15 protein-coding genes are annotated in these 14,626 nt (G+C 67.3%); 9 read left to right on the top strand and 6 right to left on the bottom strand.

Annotated elements, in window-relative coordinates; all coding sequences use genetic code 11:
* Window positions 1-24: 24 nt before the first annotated feature.
* Together CCR98_RS17625 and CCR98_RS17620 are read right to left on the bottom strand one after the other, a co-directional pair.
* Entirely contained in the window at window positions 25-1,281 is a 1,257-nt protein-coding gene (locus CCR98_RS17625) for an NnrS family protein (protein WP_087923605.1), read from the bottom strand.
* 65 nt (window positions 1,282-1,346) lie between these two features.
* A complete protein-coding gene (locus CCR98_RS17620) occupies window positions 1,347-2,405 on the bottom strand; it encodes an NAD(P)-dependent alcohol dehydrogenase (RefSeq protein ID WP_005419275.1) in 1,059 nt (352 codons plus the stop codon).
* 107 nt (window positions 2,406-2,512) lie between these two features.
* Between CCR98_RS17620 and CCR98_RS17615 the strand changes: the two genes are divergently transcribed.
* A complete protein-coding gene (locus tag CCR98_RS17615; protein WP_087923604.1) occupies window positions 2,513-3,397 on the top strand; it encodes a LysR family transcriptional regulator in 885 nt (294 codons plus the stop codon).
* Window positions 3,398-3,448: 51 nt separating this feature from the next.
* Here the strand turns inward: CCR98_RS17615 and CCR98_RS17610 are convergent, their stop codons facing one another.
* Window positions 3,449-3,865, bottom strand: coding sequence for a VOC family protein (locus tag CCR98_RS17610; protein ID WP_087924228.1), 417 nt, complete (start codon window positions 3,863-3,865; stop codon window positions 3,449-3,451).
* Between the two features lie 114 nt (window positions 3,866-3,979).
* Here CCR98_RS17610 and CCR98_RS17605 point away from each other — a divergent pair, with 114 nt between their 5' ends.
* The gene (locus CCR98_RS17605; protein ID WP_087923603.1) at window positions 3,980-4,657 is read left to right on the top strand and encodes an SMI1/KNR4 family protein; all 678 of its coding nucleotides are present in this window, start codon (window positions 3,980-3,982) and stop codon (window positions 4,655-4,657) included.
* Window positions 4,658-4,706: 49 nt separating this feature from the next.
* Here CCR98_RS17605 and CCR98_RS17600 read toward each other — a convergent pair whose 3' ends face one another.
* Window positions 4,707-5,810: an alkene reductase gene (locus tag CCR98_RS17600; protein WP_087924227.1), complete on the bottom strand. Its 1,104-nt coding sequence runs from the start codon at window positions 5,808-5,810 to the stop codon at window positions 4,707-4,709.
* Window positions 5,811-5,941: 131 nt separating this feature from the next.
* Between CCR98_RS17600 and CCR98_RS17595 the strand changes: the two genes are divergently transcribed.
* The 5 genes from CCR98_RS17595 (at window position 5,942) to CCR98_RS17575 (ending at window position 10,860) form a co-directional block, all read left to right on the top strand.
* A complete protein-coding gene (locus tag CCR98_RS17595; RefSeq protein ID WP_087923602.1) occupies window positions 5,942-6,847 on the top strand; it encodes a LysR family transcriptional regulator in 906 nt (301 codons plus the stop codon).
* A gap of 71 nt (window positions 6,848-6,918) precedes the next feature.
* Window positions 6,919-7,194 carry a formaldehyde-responsive transcriptional repressor FrmR gene (gene frmR / locus CCR98_RS17590; RefSeq protein WP_005411009.1) on the top strand — a complete coding sequence of 92 codons (276 nt, stop codon included), beginning with the start codon at window positions 6,919-6,921 and terminating at the stop codon, window positions 7,192-7,194.
* 58 nt (window positions 7,195-7,252) lie between these two features.
* A complete protein-coding gene (locus CCR98_RS17585; RefSeq protein WP_005414457.1) occupies window positions 7,253-8,362 on the top strand; it encodes an S-(hydroxymethyl)glutathione dehydrogenase/class III alcohol dehydrogenase in 1,110 nt (369 codons plus the stop codon).
* A gap of 50 nt (window positions 8,363-8,412) precedes the next feature.
* The gene (fghA, locus tag CCR98_RS17580; RefSeq protein WP_087923601.1) at window positions 8,413-9,243 is read left to right on the top strand and encodes an S-formylglutathione hydrolase; all 831 of its coding nucleotides are present in this window, start codon (window positions 8,413-8,415) and stop codon (window positions 9,241-9,243) included.
* Window positions 9,244-9,414: 171 nt separating this feature from the next.
* Window positions 9,415-10,860: a GGDEF domain-containing protein gene (locus tag CCR98_RS17575; protein WP_087923600.1), complete on the top strand. Its 1,446-nt coding sequence runs from the start codon at window positions 9,415-9,417 to the stop codon at window positions 10,858-10,860.
* Between the two features lie 54 nt (window positions 10,861-10,914).
* Here CCR98_RS17575 and CCR98_RS17570 read toward each other — a convergent pair whose 3' ends face one another.
* Entirely contained in the window at window positions 10,915-11,397 is a 483-nt protein-coding gene (locus tag CCR98_RS17570; RefSeq protein WP_087923599.1) for a hypothetical protein, read from the bottom strand.
* Window positions 11,398-11,402: 5 nt separating this feature from the next.
* Window positions 11,403-11,849, bottom strand: coding sequence for a universal stress protein (locus CCR98_RS17565; RefSeq protein WP_087924226.1), 447 nt, complete (start codon window positions 11,847-11,849; stop codon window positions 11,403-11,405).
* A gap of 141 nt (window positions 11,850-11,990) precedes the next feature.
* Between CCR98_RS17565 and CCR98_RS17560 the strand changes: the two genes are divergently transcribed.
* Window positions 11,991-12,899 (top strand): LysR family transcriptional regulator, encoded by a 909-nt coding sequence (locus tag CCR98_RS17560; RefSeq protein WP_087923598.1) that lies wholly within the window; start codon window positions 11,991-11,993, stop codon window positions 12,897-12,899.
* Window positions 12,900-13,084: 185 nt separating this feature from the next.
* Window positions 13,085-14,602 carry an MFS transporter gene (locus tag CCR98_RS17555; RefSeq protein ID WP_087924225.1) on the top strand — a complete coding sequence of 506 codons (1,518 nt, stop codon included), beginning with the start codon at window positions 13,085-13,087 and terminating at the stop codon, window positions 14,600-14,602.
* The last annotated feature ends 24 nt before the right edge of the window (window positions 14,603-14,626 follow it).

The raw sequence follows: 14,626 nt of genomic DNA, 5'->3' as shown, positions 1-14,626 counted from the left end.
GACGTCGCCTGGCCGGCGATGCAGTCAGCCCGGTTTGCCGTCGCGCCGTGGGCTCAGGTAGATCCAGCCCAGCCGGGCCACCCATGGGGCCAGTGCCAACAGCCAACCGATGGCGGCGGCGAAATGCCACGCATAGGCATCGGGCGTCAGCTCGGCGAGGATGCGCATGATCGCCACTGCCTGCAGCGCGACGAACGCGAACCAGGCCACTGCCGGCATTACCAGCGGTCGCCCGGAATGACCCTGGGTGACCCGGGTCACCATCGCCACCAGCAGGCTGCCGAACAGGCCCACGGCGAGTGCGTGCAGCGGCGCGCGGCCGAGCAGCTGCGGATGGCCGAGCAGTTGACCCACGTCCTGCAGCAGGTACAGCGCGAAGCTGACCGGCAGCCACGCCAGCGCCAGGAACAGGGCTGCGAGCAGGCCCGGCATCGGCCCGCGTGGCCACCAGTGCCAGAGCGCCTGCAGCGACAACACCAGCAGCGGCGCATCGAACAGCCACAGCAGGTTGTCGATCTGCAACGCACTCAACAGCAGGCGCAGCATCAGCAGCGCCCACATCGCGGCCAGCCAGCGCAGCGGCCGCCACGGCGCATAGCCGTCCACCACGTTGTTGGCGAAGAACGGGATCATCCGGTGCGCGACGGTGAGGTAGACCGGCAGCAGCAGGCCGAACGTGCCGAGTGCCACAGTGACCGGCATCAGCGTGGCGTGGCCGCGCACCACCGCCATGAACAGCAGCAGCCCCAGCCAGCCCAACAGCAGTGCGGCATAGCACGCACGCGCGTGCCAGTTACGGTTGGGGCCGGCGGCCTTGAGCACGCGTCCCAGCACGATCAGTCCGGCGCTCCAGCCGGCCAGTGCCAGCAGCAGGCCGGGCCACAACCCGGGTGTCCAGCCGCAGGCGGCGGCAATCAGCAGCGCCTGCCCGCCAAACAGGCCGATGCCGACCGGCGCATAGCGGCTGCGTGGTAGTTCAGGTTGCGCCATCCAGCGCGGGAACACCGTGAGCAGGAAACCGAAGATGAAACTGGGCAGCACCAGGTACTGCATCAGCAGCGCGTGCAACCAGGCCGGTGGCAGGGGCGATGGCTGCGGCGTCCACAACCCGCGCAATGCGCCCAGCCACAACGCCCACCACAGCATCGCCAGCAGCAGGTTGCTGGCGCCGATGAAGAACAGCAGTCGATGCGGCGCACGCATCAGCATCGCAGGGGAGGGCAGGCGGGCCATGCGGTGAGTCTGCGCCCGGGCGGTTGCCGCTTCCTTGACCTTCGTCATGCCCAATGCACGACCAGAAAAAACCCCGGCAGTGCCGGGGTTCTTCGTTCACCGTCGCCGATCGATCAGGCGGCGTTCTTCATCGTCGCCATGTCGATCACGAAGCGGTAGCGCACATCGTTCTTCGCCATGCGTTCCCAGGCTTCGTTGACGTTCTTGATGTCGATCATCTCGACATCGCTGACGATGCCGTGCTCGGCACAGAAGTCCATCATTTCCTGGGTTTCGGCCATGCCGCCGATCGCCGAGCCGGTCAGGTGCTTGCGGCCGAAGATCACGCTGCCACCGGTCAGCGGCGGGTCCAGTTCGGTCAGCACGCCGACCAGGCACATGGTGGCCTCGCGCTTGAGCAGGCCCATGTACGGGTTGGTGTCATGGCCGACCGGAATGGTGTTGAGCAGGAAGTCGAAGCTGCCGGCGTGCGCCTTCATCTGCGCAGCGTCGCGCGAGACCAGCACTTCGTCAGCGCCCAGGCGCTTGGCGTCGGCGCCCTTTTCTGGCGTCGTGGTGATCATCACCACATGCGCGCCGAGCGCCTTGGCGAACTTCACGCCCATGTGGCCGAGGCCACCGAGGCCGATCACGCCGACCTTCTGGCCGGGGCCGACCTTCCAGTGGCGCAGCGGCGACCAGGTGGTGATGCCGGCGCACAACAGCGGCGCGGCCGCCTTCAGGTCGAGCGTGTCGGACACCTTCACCACGAAGCGCTGCTCGACCACTACGTGGTCGGAATAGCCGCCGTAGGTCGGCGCGCCGCTTTCGCGTTCACGGCCGTTGTAGGTCCAGGTCGCGCCTTCGGCGCAGTACTGCTCCAGGTCGTGCTCGCAGGCGTCGCAGTGGCGGCACGAGTCGACCATGCAGCCCACGCCAGCGTGGTCGCCGACCTTGAAGCGGGTGACGTTGCTGCCGACCTCGGTGACGCGGCCGATGATCTCGTGGCCCGGCACCATCGGGTAGATCGAGCCACCCCAGTCGTCGCGGGCCTGGTGCAGGTCGGAGTGGCAGATGCCGCTGTAGAGGATCTCGATGCGCACATCGTCCGGGCCGACCGCGCGGCGTTCGAACTCGTACGGGATCAGCGGGTCGGTATGTGAATGGGCGGCGTAACCACGGGCGAGGGACATGGGGAATCCTTGGCAGGGTTTGTCGAAAGGCGTTTTACAATACGCCCCGTACCCAGCGGCAAGAAGCGCGGATATCGGCATGATTCATCAAGTGAAACTACACAATCGTGGCCACTGACAACCTCACCCACCTGGCTGCGTTCGCCGCGGTCGCCCGCCACCGCAGCTTCCGCCGCGCCGGCGCCGAGCTGGCGCTGTCGACCTCGGCGGTGAGCTATGCGATCCGCGCGCTGGAAGAACGGTTGGGCGTGGGCCTGTTCCATCGCACCACCCGCAGCGTGGCCCTGACCGAGGCCGGGCAGCGCCTGCTGGAGCGGTTGCAGCCGGCCTTGGGGCAGGTGCATGACGCACTGGAAGAGATGAACCAGTTCCGCGCCGCTCCGGCGGGCCTGCTGCGCATCAATGCCACCCGCGCGGCGGTGCCGACCCAGTTGGGGCCGCGGCTGGCGCGCTTCCTGCACGCCCATCCCGACGTGCGGGTGGAGCTGACCGAGAACGATGGCCTGGTCGACATCGTCGCCGAGGGCTACGACGCTGGCGTGCGCCTGCATGAGTTCATCCCTGAGGACATGGTGGCGGTGCCGATGGGGCCGCCGTTGCGCGGGCTGATCGTCGGCTCGCCGGACTACCTGCGCAGACGCCCGGCGCCGCAGCATCCGCGCGACCTGGCCATGCACGAGTGCATCCGCTTCCGCTTCGCCAGCGGCCATCTGTACAAGTGGCAGTTCGAACGCGAGGGGCAGGCGCTGGAGATCGACGTGCCGGGGCGGTTGACCTTGGGCGAGCAGGGCACCGTGGTCAGTGCCGTGCTCGATGGCATCGGCCTGGCTTACGTGCTGGAAGACACCGCGCGACCGTACATCGAATCCGGCCAGATGGTGGCGGTGCTGGAAGACTGGAACGAACCGTTCGCCGGCTTCGCGCTGTACTACCCGAAGCAGCGGCAGATGCCAGGTGCGCTGCGCGCGTTCGTGGACATGCTGCGCGGGTAGCTGCAGTAGCAGATGCAGTGGCGACCAGCGGTCGGCACCCACCACGATCAGCTACTCGACCAGCGCATCATAGCCTTCGCGGCTGAACTGGATCAGGCAGAAGCCGTGGCCGAACGGATCGGCCAGTACGGCGATCCACCCCCAGGGGCGGTTGCGCACCGGCTGTTCGAGTGTTGCCCCAGCCGTTACCGCGCGTACCAGCGCGGCGTCGATGTCATCCACCACCCAGTCCAGGTGCAGCGGCGTCCAGTGGCGTTCGTAATCGCGTACCTCGCCGTCTTCGGTGGCGGCGCTGCCAGCCTCGTTCTGCAACAGGTACAGCGGTGTTGGTCCACCGAGCAGCTCCACCGCGCCGGCACCGAGCCGACGTCCGATACGCAATCCAAACGCGGCCAGGTAGAACACTTCGGCGGCGGCGAGGTCGGGCACGTCGATGTTGACGATGAAACTGTGGGCAGTCGCGTTCATGGCAGCGGTGGGCGGCATCCGGTGGTCGCAGTCTAGTCCCGCCGCCTGCTGCTGCCGGTTCATCTTCTGTGCGCATTCGGGCAAGCTGGGCGGCTTCTCTCGACAAGGACATCCATGAGCGCGCTATCTGAGATCGAACAGGCCACCGGCCAGTCCTTTCCGCTCTTGTACAAGCAGTTGCATGCAGCGGGACGGTTGAGCTGGGGCACTTCCCATCCGGAATGGTCCGAGGTGGTGTTCCCGACGCTGCAGGCGGATCCGCCGGTGCTGCTGTACGCCCAGGACTACGAGCCGTTGGAACACGATGAGCTGCTCGAGGCGTGGCAGGAGCTGACCGCCGAGGATCATTACAATCCTCTGCGCACTGACCTGCAACTGCTGCCCTTTGCGCGGACGGGCGCGGGTGACAGCTACTGCTTCTGGAGCAACGCGCCCGGTTTCAGCGAGCCGCCGGTGGTGATGGTGTGGCATGACGACGACCGTGCCGATGTGCTGGCCGCCAGCTACCAGGATTTCCTGTTCCGCAAGATGGTCGAAGCCGTTGCCGACTACCAGCGGCCATACACGCTGCTGTCGCACGGCGAACTGGCCGGGAATCTGCAGCGCTGGCTGCAGACCCACCAGTCCTTCCTGCGCGGCGACCAGTACGCAGCGTTGCAGCGTATGTTCGCCCGCGTTGACGATATTGAAGAGGGCAACATCAGTGAAGACGACGCGCAGGCGATCGTCGCTGAAGTGATCGGCTTTGCGCGGTTGGACGAGTCGTTCGCCTACGTGCGCGAGGACGCCTGAACCAAAGGTCGGAGCCCCACCTGTGGCGGGGATCCGACCCCATGCTGGATCAGCCTGCGGCCGGGTAGTCCAGATAGCCTTCCCTGCCGCCACCGTAGTAGGTGCTGCGGTCGGGCGTGGCCAGCGCGATGTTCCGCTGCAGGCGTTCGACCAGATCCGGGTTGGCGATGAACGGCTGGCCGAACGCGGCCAGGTCGATGGTGCCGGCCTCGACCAGCTGCAGGGCGCGTTCACGGGTCATGCCACCGGCCAGGATCACGGTGCCACCGTAGGCCTGCTTGAACTGCTGCAGGAACGCCTCGCCCAGCACCGACTGGCCCGCCTGCAGGTTGTCGTTGAGATGCACATAGGCCAGCCCGCGCGTGCCCAGTTCCTCGGCCAGGTACAGGTAGGTGGCTTCGTTGTCGGGGTAGAACGGCATGTCGAAGGTGAGGTTGTTCGGCGCCAGGCGCACGCCGATGCGGTGCGCGCCGATGCGCTCGGCCATCGCATCGACCGTCTCCAGGATCAATCGCGCACGGTTGGGCAGCGAGCCGCCGTAGCGGTCCTCGCGTTCGTTGATGAGCGGGTTGAGGAACTGTTCGAACAGGTAGCCGTTGGCGGCATGCAGCTCGATGCCGTCGAAGCCGGCGGCGATGGCGTTGTCTGCGCCGCGTGCGAAGTCGGCAATGATGCCGGGGATCTCTTCGGTGGCCAGCGTACGCGCCGGGGTGGGATCGGCATGGCCGCGGCTGCCGTCGTCCAGATAGACGAACGAGGTATTCTTCGGTGCACTGGCGACCGGGCGGGTACCGGCACTGACCGGTTGCCCACCGTCAGGCTGCAGCGAGGAATGCGACATGCGGCCGACATGCCAGAGCTGGGCGAAGATCGTGCCCTGCGCGGCATGCACCGCCTCGGTGACGAGCTTCCACCCGGCCACCTGCGCGGCCGACCAGATACCCGGCACGTCGATGTAGCCTTGGCCCTGCGGCGAGACCGGCGTGCCTTCGCTGATGATCAGGCCGGCGCTGGCGCGCTGCCGGTAGTACTGCGCGGTGAGTTCAGTGGCGACCGCACCGGGGTTGCGGGCGCGGGTCATCGGGGCCATCACGATGCGGTTGCGCAGGGCGGTGCCTGCCAGGTCGAAGGGGTGGAACAGGGCGGCGGTCATGTCGGTCATCTCGGTGCGGGGGGAGGGGCGCCAGCGGCGCGATGCACACAGGATGGAGTTGACATGCGGACGCATAAAGCGCTTCGATCTCCCTCGGTACGGGACTATTTGTCCCCAATATGGAGCAGAGAATGCTGCCGCTGGAATCGTTGAATGGCCTGGTGACCTTCGTCACCACGGCCCGCTCGGGCAGCTTCACCGAGGCTGCCGACGCGCTGGGCATCTCGCGTTCGGCGGTGGGCAAGGCCATCGCCCGGCTGGAAGCGCGGCTGGGGGTGCGCCTGTTCCACCGCACCACGCGGCGCATCGCGCTGACCACCGACGGCGAGGCGTACTACGCATCGTGTGCGGCGGCGCTGGAAGAAATCTCCGCCGCCGAGGCCTGCCTGGGTTCGGCTGGCCTGCCCAGCGGACGGCTGCGCATCGACATGCCGTCCTCGTTCGGGCGGCTGGTGGTGCTGCCGGTGCTGTTGCGCCTGTGCCGGCAGTACCCGGACCTGCAGCTGACGATGACCTTCACCGATCACTTCGTCGATCCGGTCGAAGAGGGCATCGACCTGCTGATCCGTTTCGGCGGGCTGCACCACGCAGAGCACCTGGTCGCGCGTCGGCTGGGTCGCCAACGCCTGGTCACCTGTGCATCGCCGGAGTACCTGCAGGCGCATGGCGTGCCAGCCACCGTGGAGGACCTGGCACAACACCGCAGCATCGTCGGCTTCCGCCACGGGCAGCCGGTGTGGTGGCGGATTGGCAGTGACGATGCCGAGGGAACGTTCATTCCGAACGCGGCCTACCAGCTCAACGACGGCGACGCGGTGATCGACGCGGCCATCGCCGGGCTGGGCATCTGCCAGATGCCCATTTCACTGGTGCGCCGCCACCTGGAATCCGGTGCGCTGCAATCGGTGCTGGATGCGCACATGCAGCGGCACATCGACATCCATGCGCTGTGGCCACCGACGCGCCACCTGCGGCCGAAGGTGCGCTACGTGGTGGATGAACTGACGCGGTTGGCGGGCGCGGGATTGTTCGATTGAGCCGGCCGGGATTGAGTCCGTGGCTGCGGTTTGTATACTATCCCCCAGTATAGTTCCAAGGTGGCCTCGCCATGCCGCACTCCCCCGAAGAGAAGAAGAAGGTCCTGGCCCGCGTGCGCCGCATCCGTGGCCAGTGCGATGCGCTGGACCGCGCGCTGGAAGCCGGTGCCGACTGCGGGCCGGTGCTGCAGCAGATCGCCGCCATCCGTGGCGCGGTCAACGGTCTGATGTCCGAGGTGATGGAGGCCCATCTGCGCGAGGAGTTTGGCCAGCCCGCAGCCTCCGACGAACAACGTGCCGAGCGCGTGCGCGACATGAGCGCGTTGATCCGCTCGTACCTGAAGTAAACGATGGCGCAACATGGCGCCGCCCATCCTGTCATTGCCTGTCTTTGGAGAAACCACCATGAAGTCCCGAGCCGCCGTCGCCTTTGGTCCCGGCCAGCCGCTGCAGATCGTCGAGATCGACGTCGCCCCGCCGAAGAAGGGCGAAGTGCTGGTCAAGATCACCCATACCGGTGTCTGCCACACCGATGCGTTCACGCTGTCCGGCGATGATCCGGAAGGCCTGTTCCCGGTGGTGCTGGGCCATGAAGGCGCCGGCATCGTGGTGGAAGTGGGCGAGGGCGTGACCAGCGTCAAGCCGGGCGACCACGTGATTCCGCTGTACACCGCCGAGTGCGGCGAGTGCCTGTTCTGCAAGAGCGGCAAGACCAACCTGTGCGTGTCGGTGCGTGCTACCCAGGGCAAGGGCGTGATGCCCGACGGCACCAGCCGCTTCAGCTACAACGGCGAGCCGCTGTACCACTACATGGGCTGCTCGACCTTCAGCGAGTACACCGTCGTTGCCGAAGTCTCGCTGGCCAAGATCAATCCGGACGCGAACCCGGAACATGTCTGCCTGCTCGGCTGCGGCGTCACCACCGGCATTGGCGCGGTGCACAACACCGCAAAGGTGCAGGAAGGCGACAGCGTGGCGGTGTTCGGCCTCGGTGGCATCGGCCTGGCGGTGATCCAGGGCGCGCGCCAGGCCAAGGCCGGCCGCATCATCGCGGTGGATACCAACCCGTCCAAGTTCGAGCTGGCCCGCGAATTCGGTGCCACCGACTGCATCAATCCGAAGGATTTCGACAAGCCCATCCAGCAGGTCATCGTTGAGATGACCACCTGGGGCGTGGACCACAGCTTCGAGTGCATCGGCAACGTCAACGTGATGCGCGCGGCGCTGGAATGCGCGCACCGTGGCTGGGGCCAGAGCGTGGTGATCGGCGTGGCCGGTTCGGGCCAGGAGATCTCCACCCGTCCGTTCCAGCTGGTGACTGGCCGCAAGTGGATGGGCACCGCCTTCGGTGGCGTGAAGGGCCGCAGCCAGCTGCCCGGCATGGTCGAGGATGCGATGAAGGGTGATATCGAACTGGCTCCGTTCGTCACCCACACCATGGACCTGGACAAGATCAACGACGCCTTCGACCTGATGCATGAAGGCAAGTCGATCCGTTCGGTGGTCCACTACTGAGCCACGCCGGGTGGCAGGCTGCTGTGCCTGCCGCCCCCCGGGAGGAACCCATGGAACGCATTGAACACCGCGCCTGTTTCGGCGGCTGGCAGGACGTCTATCGCCATCATTCGGCCACGCTGGGCTGCGACATGCAGTTCGCCGTGTACCTGCCGCCGCAGGCGGAAACGCAGAAGCTGCCGGTGCTGTACTGGCTGAGCGGCTTGACCTGCACCGAGCAGAATTTCATCACCAAGGCCGGCGCGCAGCGCTATGCGGCCGAGCACGGTGTGATCATCGTCGCGCCCGACACCAGCCCGCGCGGCGATGACGTGGCCGATGTCGAGGGCTACGACCTGGGCAAGGGAGCAGGCTTCTACCTCAATGCCACCTGCGCACCATGGGCGAAGCACTACCGCATGCACGACTACGTGGCGCAGGAGCTGCCGGCGCTGATCGAGGCGAACTTCTCGGTGACCGATGCGCGCGCGATCAGTGGCCACTCGATGGGCGGCCATGGCGCGCTGGTGATCGCGCTGCGCAATCCGGGGCGCTACCGCAGCGTGTCGGCGTTCTCGCCGATCGTCGCGCCCAGCCACGTGCCGTGGGGGCAGAAGGCGTTCCATGCCTATCTGGGTGACAACCCGGCCGACTGGGCGCAATGGGATGCCTGCGAGCTGATCGCCGTGGCCGATGAGCGCCTGCCGCTGCTGGTTGACCAGGGCGAGGCGGATGAGTTCCTGCAGAGCCAGCTGCAGCCGCAGCGCCTGCGGGAGGCCTGCGCAGCCGCCGGCCATCCACTGACTCTGCGCCTGCAGCCCGGCTACGACCACAGCTACTACTTCATTGGCAGCTTCATCGGCGAGCATATCGCCCACCACGCCCAGGCCCTGCACGGCTGACGGCTTTCCGCTGGCCGGCAACCTGCAGCCAGTGATTCCCCGGGATTGCCGGCCAGCGGCCAGCACTACCATTGCGGACACGCGGTGTGTCGTTTTGCCGCAGTGGATCACGCCGTTGTGGCGCGGGCGGGGCTATGGTGCGCGCATACGGCCTTGCGGATCGGGGGAAGCATGCCGGTAGTGCTGGCGCTGCTGTACGTGGTGTGCCATGGCCTGGTCGTCACCGTGTGGCCTGGGGTGACCGGCGCGGGCTCCTTCGTGTTCCTGACCGGTGCACCGTTGCTGGCTGCCGCCGCCTGCCTGTGGCGGGCGCGTCGCGACCGGGCGGCCCTGGGCTGGCGCGCCACCGCGCTGGCGCTGCTGCTGTGGGCGGGTGGCATGGCCTTGAACATGGTAGATGCGCTGGGGGCAGGGCGCGCGGATGCGACGCCGCAGGCCAGCCTGTTCCTGTACGTGCTGTACGGGGTCCCGCTGGTGTTCATCCTGGCCCGCGCGCGCCGCGAGCGAATGAGCATCAGCCTGATCGACGCCGCGATGGCGGCGTTGCTTGGCGTACTGTTCTTCGTGCATGCGCAGTCATTCGCTGCCCGCGTCGACATCGACGACCACGCGCTGTCCAACATGCAACGCATGTTCGACATCCAGAATCTGTGCATCGCCGGGTTCGCGGTGGTGCGCTGGCTGGCCGTTGATGTGCCCGAGCGGCGCAGCTTCTTCCGCGCGCTGGCGCTGTACGCGCTGGCTTACCTGGTGGTGGCCTACTACATCAACCACTTCACCTCGGAAGATTCCTTCGGTGCCTACAACGATCTGCTGATCGATCTGCCGTTCCTGCTGCTGGCGCTGCTGGCACTGAGCCAGGCACCCGCGCCGGTCTTCGTGCCGCATCCGCGGCTGGCGCGCACGGTGCAGGCGGCCGGGCCGATGATCCTGCCGTTGCTGCTGCTGGTGGTGGGCACGCTGGTGGTTGATCATGCACGGCCATTGGCGGTAAGCGGGTTCGTGGTGGCCACGCTGGGCTTCGGCCTGCGCAGCATCCTGCTGCAGATCGACCTGATGGAACGGCAGGCGTCGCTGGATCAGCTGGCGCGCCAGGATGGTTTGACAGGCGTGGCCAATCGTCGCGAGTTCGACGCGCTGCTGTTGGCCGAATGGAACCGCGCACGGCGCAGTGGGACCGAGCTGGGCCTGCTGCTGCTGGATATCGATCATTTCAAGGTCTTCAACGACCGCTACGGTCATCCCGCCGGCGACCGCTGCCTGCAGGCCGTGGCTGCGGTGCTGAAGGCGAGCGCCGGCCGCGCCGGTGACAGCGTCGCACGTTATGGCGGCGAGGAATTCGCGGTGATCGTGCCCGGAAGTGCACTGTCAGGCGTGCTGGCGCTGGCCGAGCGCCTGCGCGAAGCGGTGGAAGCGCTGCCGTTGCCGGAAGGATCGGTCAGCATCAGCATCGGCGTGGGTTACCTGCATCCACCAGCCCTGGCCAGCGCCGATCAGTTGCTGGCCGACGCCGATGCCGGGCTCTATGCCGCCAAGCGCGCCGGCCGCAACCAGGTGATCCTGCATGCGCACGTGCTGGACGATGAAGGCAGCGCGCACGGCAGGATGGACTGCTGACCACGTTCTGTGTCCCGCCCCGGTATGCGATGGCGCGGCCGCACAGCGGGTAGCTCATCGCTGCCGCACCCAGCCGCCGGGATCGAGCAGCCTCAGCCCGACCGGTGACAACGAGCGCTGCCGCAGCGGCAGGTGTGCTGCCTGCACGGCGCTGGCGCAGCGGGCCAGCTGTTGGCGCAGCGCTGCCAGCGGTTGATCCTCGCGAGGCCGTGCATGCCGCCATTGCGCGATGCGCAGCAGGCAGACCAGCAGGTCCAGTTCGCTGGCGGCAATGAACGGCGAGCCGGCAGGCAGCAGGTCGATGGGGGCGGCGGGCGTGGCCAGCAGCGGCAACAGGCCGATGAAGGCGTCGCAGCCCGCCGCATCGAGCCCGAGCGCGCTCAGCTGGGCGACGCCGTCAGGCTGCAGATCGGGATCGTGCAGCTGGCGGAGCGCGCCCAGCAGTGCCTGCTCGCCACGACCGAACTGGCGGCCAAAGGCGCGGTAGTTGACCCGGTAGTTGACCCGGGTGGGAAACAATGGGGATCGTGAGGCCATGGGGGCTAGGGTTGCGGGTCGCGGGTTTCCACCAGCACGGGGCAGGGCGCGTGGTCGATGGTCCATTGCCCGATCGAGGGTTCGAACAGGCGTTCCAGCCGGGACAGGTGACGATGGCCGATGACGATCAGGTCGCACTTCAGGCGCCGCGCCTGTTCGCTGATCACTTCACCGGGGTCGCCGGAGGGAATCTGTGCGATGGCATCTATGCCGCGCTCGCGTAGTTCGGCCAGGGCTTCGGCCAGCACCGCCTCGGCCCGCGAGCGCTGGCGCGCGGCCTCCGGGTACTCCCGGCGGTCGGCGTCGCTGGCGTCGGCAGCCAGCGCGAATTCGGGGTCCAGCACGCACAGCAGGTGCAGGCGGCTGCGCGGGCCGGCGATGGCCGCGGCCAGGTCCAGCACGCGTGCGTGCTGGGGGCCGCCGTCCAGGGCGACCAGCAGGGTGTTGAACATGGATGTCTCCTTGGCAGGCCGGGGATGGTCGCCGATGTCGGCGCGCGCACCCATGCCGTGCGGTGCAGGCAATAAGTGCACTGCATGCAATCGACTTTTACTTGGAGTGTCGTAGAGTCATTCCATCCATTGGAGACTGCCATGCCCTTGCCCGACCTCAACCTGCTGCTGGCCCTGGATGTCCTGCTGGACGAGGGCAGCGTTGCCGGGGCGGCCCGGCGCATGAATCTGAGCGCGCCTGCCATGAGCCGAACCCTGGGCCGGATCCGCGACGCGTTGGGCGACCCGGTGCTGGTACGCGCCGGCCGCGGCCTGGCGCCGACGCCGCGCGCGCTGGAACTGCGCGAGCAGGTACGCGACGTGATCGAGCAGGCCCATCGGGTGTTCAACGATGGACGTGAGGTGGACATCCAGACCCTGGAACATACCTTCAGCATCCGCGCCAACGACGTCTTCATCGGCAGCTACGGTGGCCGCCTGCGGGAAGTGTTCCGCCAGCAGGCGCCACGCTGCACGTTGCGGTTCATGCCCGAGGGCGATACCGACGACGACGCGATGGTGCAGGGCCGGATTGATCTGTATATCAGCACCGCCGGCAAGCATACGCAGGAAACCAAGGTGCAGAACCTGTTCACCACAGCCCTGCTGGGCGCTGCGCGCAAGGATCATCCGCTGTTCGACGACGATATCACCGCCGAACGGTTTGCCGCCTGTGACCACATCGCCGTCTCGCGGCGCGGCATCGCGCATGGGCCGATCGACGACGAACTGGCACAGCTGGGCTTGCAGCGGCGGGTGGCGATGGTCATCCCCACCTTCCATGGTGCGATCTTCGCCGCAGCCGCCTCGGACCTGGTGCTGCCGCAGATGCCAAGCGTGATGCTCGATCGCATCGCCTACATGGGGCTGCCATTGCGCATGTTCCCGTTGCCGGTGCCAGTACGCACGGTGGCGCTGGTGCAGGCCTGGCACCCGCGCATGGACAACGACCCGGCGCACCGCTGGCTGCGCCGTGCGATCAAGGGCATGTGCGACGCCGACGCTGTGTAAACGTGTACCGACCAACGGTCGGTACCCACCCAAACCCGTGCGTCCAGCGCATGCCTGGCATTGCCTCCACGCCATTTTTTGCAGTGGTAGGCCGACCTAGACTGCGCTCCCCACATTCACGGAGCGCACGCCATGTCGCTTCACCTGCCGTGCGCTGCACGGATCGGCCCGCACCGATGAGCGCGATCACCCTGCCGCAAGCCCCGGTCCCAGCCTCGGCCGCGCCGCTTGCCCCCACCTTCGATCGCCGCATCGTGGTCGGCTTGTGCGGCGTACTGCTGGTGGTGCTGCTGTCGGGCTTCAACGAAAACGTCACCAAGGTCGCGCTGGCCGACATCCGCGGCGCGATGGGATTCAGTGCCGATGACGGCAACTGGATCACCGGCATCTACAGTGCCATGTCGGTCAGCGCGATGGCCTTCGCCCCGTGGTGCGCGGCCACCTTCTCATTGCGCCGCTTCGGCCTGGTGATGATCGCGGCCTTCATGGTGCTGGGTGTGCTGTGCCCGCTGGCGCCGAACCTGCCGTCCTTCCTGCTGCTGCGCGCATTGCAGGGCCTGGCCGGTGGTGCACTGCCGCCGCTGCTGATGAGCGTGGCGCTACGCTTCCTGCCGCCGGGCATCAAGCTGTACGGCCTGGCGGGCTACGCGCTCACCGCAACATTCGGGCCGAGCATGGGTACACCGCTGGCCGCGTTGTGGGTCGAGCACGCGGGCTGGCAGTTCGCGTTCTGGCAGATCGTGCCGTTCTGCGTGGCCGGCATGGTGATGGTCGGTTGGGGCCTGCCGCAGGACCCGATGCGCCTGGAGCGCTTTGCCCAGTTCAACGGCGTGGGCCTGGCCCTGGGGCTGCCAGCGCTGGTGATGCTGGTGCTGGGCCTCACCCAGGGCGCACGCCTGAACTGGTTCGAGTCGCCGCTGATCACAGTGCTGCTGGGCGGCGGCAGCGGCCTGCTGGTGTTGTTCTTCATCAACGAGTGGTTCCACCCGCTGCCGTTCTTCAAGCTGCAACTGCTGGCCCATCGCAATCTCAGCTATTCGCTGGTCACCTGCGTGGGCGTGTTGTTCGTGTTGCTGGCGGTGATCTCGATCCCGTCCGGATTCCTGGCCAGTGTGCAGGGCTACCGCCCGTTGCAGACCGCGCCGATGCTCTTGTGGGTGGCGCTGCCACAGGCCATTGCGCTGCCGCTGGTCGCTGCGCTGATGAACCAGCGTGCGGTGGATTGCCGCTGGGTGCAGGCGGCCGGGCTGCTGCTGCTGGCGGCGGCGTGCTTCATGGGGGCACATCTGGATGTGCAGTGGAACCGCGACACCTTCCTGTGGGTGCAGCTGCTGCAGGTCGTGGCGCAGCCGATGGCGGTACTGCCGTTGCTGCTGCTGGCGACCACCGGCCTGGCGCCGCAGGACGGTCCCTATGCCTCGGCCTGGTTCAACACCGTGAAAGGCTTTTCGGCGGTGTTTGCCGGCGGCGTGCTTGATGCGGTCGGACAGTCACGGCGCCACCTCCATTCCACCACGCTGGTCGACCACCTGGGCAACCAGCCGTGGTTGTCCGCCAGCGCCGATCTACCCGCGCGCCTGCACGCCCAGGTACAGGCGCTCACTTCGGCGGACCTGTACTGGCTGGTCGCGCTGGTGGCCCTGGGCTGCCTGCCGCTGCTGCCGTGGGCCACCCGTGTCCATCCGCCACGTGCCGTGGCCTGACTCTCACCCGCAAGGACTCCCCCC

The sequence above is a fragment of the Stenotrophomonas sp. WZN-1 genome (assembly GCF_002192255.1).
GTDB lineage: Bacteria > Pseudomonadota > Gammaproteobacteria > Xanthomonadales > Xanthomonadaceae > Stenotrophomonas.
This window is presented reverse-complemented; position numbering and strand designations above follow the sequence as displayed.

Excerpts from the sequence above, each read along its gene's own strand:
- CCR98_RS17625 (WP_087923605.1), bottom strand. The coding sequence starts at position 1,281 with ATGACGAAGGTCAAGGAAGCGGCAACCGCCCGGGCGCAGACTCACCGC.
- CCR98_RS17620 (WP_005419275.1), bottom strand. The coding sequence starts at position 2,405 with ATGTCCCTCGCCCGTGGTTACGCCGCCCATTCACATACCGACCCGCTG.
- CCR98_RS17610 (WP_087924228.1), bottom strand. The coding sequence starts at position 3,865 with ATGAACGCGACTGCCCACAGTTTCATCGTCAACATCGACGTGCCCGAC.
- CCR98_RS17605 (WP_087923603.1), top strand. The coding sequence starts at position 3,980 with ATGAGCGCGCTATCTGAGATCGAACAGGCCACCGGCCAGTCCTTTCCG.
- CCR98_RS17600 (WP_087924227.1), bottom strand. The coding sequence starts at position 5,810 with ATGACCGCCGCCCTGTTCCACCCCTTCGACCTGGCAGGCACCGCCCTG.
- CCR98_RS17595 (WP_087923602.1), top strand. The coding sequence starts at position 5,942 with ATGCTGCCGCTGGAATCGTTGAATGGCCTGGTGACCTTCGTCACCACG.
- frmR (WP_005411009.1), top strand. The coding sequence starts at position 6,919 with ATGCCGCACTCCCCCGAAGAGAAGAAGAAGGTCCTGGCCCGCGTGCGC.
- CCR98_RS17585 (WP_005414457.1), top strand. The coding sequence starts at position 7,253 with ATGAAGTCCCGAGCCGCCGTCGCCTTTGGTCCCGGCCAGCCGCTGCAG.
- fghA (WP_087923601.1), top strand. The coding sequence starts at position 8,413 with ATGGAACGCATTGAACACCGCGCCTGTTTCGGCGGCTGGCAGGACGTC.
- CCR98_RS17575 (WP_087923600.1), top strand. The coding sequence starts at position 9,415 with ATGCCGGTAGTGCTGGCGCTGCTGTACGTGGTGTGCCATGGCCTGGTC.
- CCR98_RS17570 (WP_087923599.1), bottom strand. The coding sequence starts at position 11,397 with ATGGCCTCACGATCCCCATTGTTTCCCACCCGGGTCAACTACCGGGTC.
- CCR98_RS17565 (WP_087924226.1), bottom strand. The coding sequence starts at position 11,849 with ATGTTCAACACCCTGCTGGTCGCCCTGGACGGCGGCCCCCAGCACGCA.
- CCR98_RS17560 (WP_087923598.1), top strand. The coding sequence starts at position 11,991 with ATGCCCTTGCCCGACCTCAACCTGCTGCTGGCCCTGGATGTCCTGCTG.